Below are 1,403 nucleotides of genomic sequence, written 5' to 3'. Positions count from 1 at the left end.
GCCCAGGCGCCCAGCGCGTTGCCGAGATTAAACGCGGCGATGTTGAGGCTGGAGGCGAGCGTGCGCCCGCTGGAGCCGGCCGCTTCCAGCACGCGAAGCTGGAGCGGAGCGACGGTTGCAAAGGCGGCGATGCCGAGCAGCAGAATCAGCACGATGGCTGCGATCTTCACCGACAGCACGGCGCCGAGCCCAAGAAGCGCGATGGCGAGCGCGGCGAGCGTTCCGATCAGCGCGCCGGCGAGGCCACGGTCGGCGAACTTGCCGCCAGCGACGTTACCGATCGCGAGCCCGACGCCGAACACCAGCAGGATCGGCGAGACCGCTCCTTCCGAGAAGCCGGTGAAGCGCGTCAGGATCGGCTGAATGTAGGTGAAGACGACGAACAGACCGGCAAAGCCGAACACGGTCATGGCAAGGCCGAGCAGCACCTGCGGACGGCCGAGCACGGCGACTTCCTCGGCAAGAGAGACCGGCTTGTCACCGTTGCCGACATGGCCGGGGACGAGCGCCGCAACCACCGCGAAGGCAATCACGCCGATGACAGTCACCGCCCAGAACGCCGCGCGCCAGCCGAGCATCAGGCCGAACCAGGCGCCGAAGGGCACGCCCAGCAGCGTCGCGACCGTGAGGCCGATGAACATGGTTGATATCGCGGAGGCCCGCTTGTCCTCGGCGACGAGGCTGGTCGCCACCACCGATCCCACGCCGAAAAACGTGCCGTGGGCAAGCGAGGTCAGCACGCGCGCGGCCATCAGCAATTCGTAGTTCGGCGCCAGCGCGCAGGCGGCATTGCCCAGCGTGAAGATCGCCATCAGCGCGAGCAGCACCGCTTTCCGCGGCATCCGCCGCGTCGCCAGCGTCAGGACGGGCGCGCCGATAAATACGCCGAGCGCATAACCGGAGATGAGCCGACCCGCGACCGGCACCGAGACATGCATGTCGGCGGCGACCTGGAGCAGGAGACCCATGATGATGAATTCTGTGGTGCCGATGCCAAAGGCACCGGCGGTGAGCGCGAGAACGGCGGGAGGCATGCGTGGCTCCGATGGTTGAGACGAGTCACGCAGATAGCCGCGCCGCAGCAAAACCATTAGAATGTCCGCAATCCAATCATTTGTGACGTGAATTCAACATGGCCCGTTTCGACACCAACCGCTCCGCCGAAATGGAGGTCTTCGTCCGCGTCGTCGATCTCGGCGGCTTCACCCCGGCCGCGCGAAAACTGCGCCTGACGCCATCGGGCGTGAGCAAGCTGATCTCGCGGCTCGAAGCCCGGCTCGGGTCTCGGCTCGTCAACCGCACCACGCGCAAGCTGACGCTGACGGAGGAGGGCCAGGCCTTCTATCAGCGCTCGTTGCGCATCCTCGCCGAGATGGACGAGGCCGAGCGCGAGGCGGCCTCGG

The 1,403-nt window shown here is 66.8% G+C and carries 2 protein-coding genes; one reads left to right on the top strand and one right to left on the bottom strand.

Going from position 1 to position 1,403, the window contains the following annotated elements; genetic code table 11:
* A partial coding sequence (locus tag MOV74_RS38260; protein WP_246932706.1) for an MFS transporter occupies positions 1 to 1,034 on the bottom strand: 1,034 nt, incomplete at its 3' end.
* A 98-nt stretch (positions 1,035 to 1,132) separates the two neighbouring features.
* On the opposite strand from MOV74_RS38260, the gene MOV74_RS38255 reads away from it, so the two are divergent.
* Positions 1,133 to 1,403: LysR family transcriptional regulator (locus MOV74_RS38255; RefSeq protein WP_246932705.1), on the top strand; the 271-nt coding region annotated here is incomplete at its 3' end.

It is taken from the genome of Bradyrhizobium sp. SHOUNA76, assembly GCF_023006445.1.
Lineage (GTDB): Bacteria > Pseudomonadota > Alphaproteobacteria > Rhizobiales > Xanthobacteraceae > Bradyrhizobium.
The sequence above is the reverse complement of the archived record's forward strand: the minus strand, read 5'-3'. Positions and strand labels throughout refer to the sequence as shown.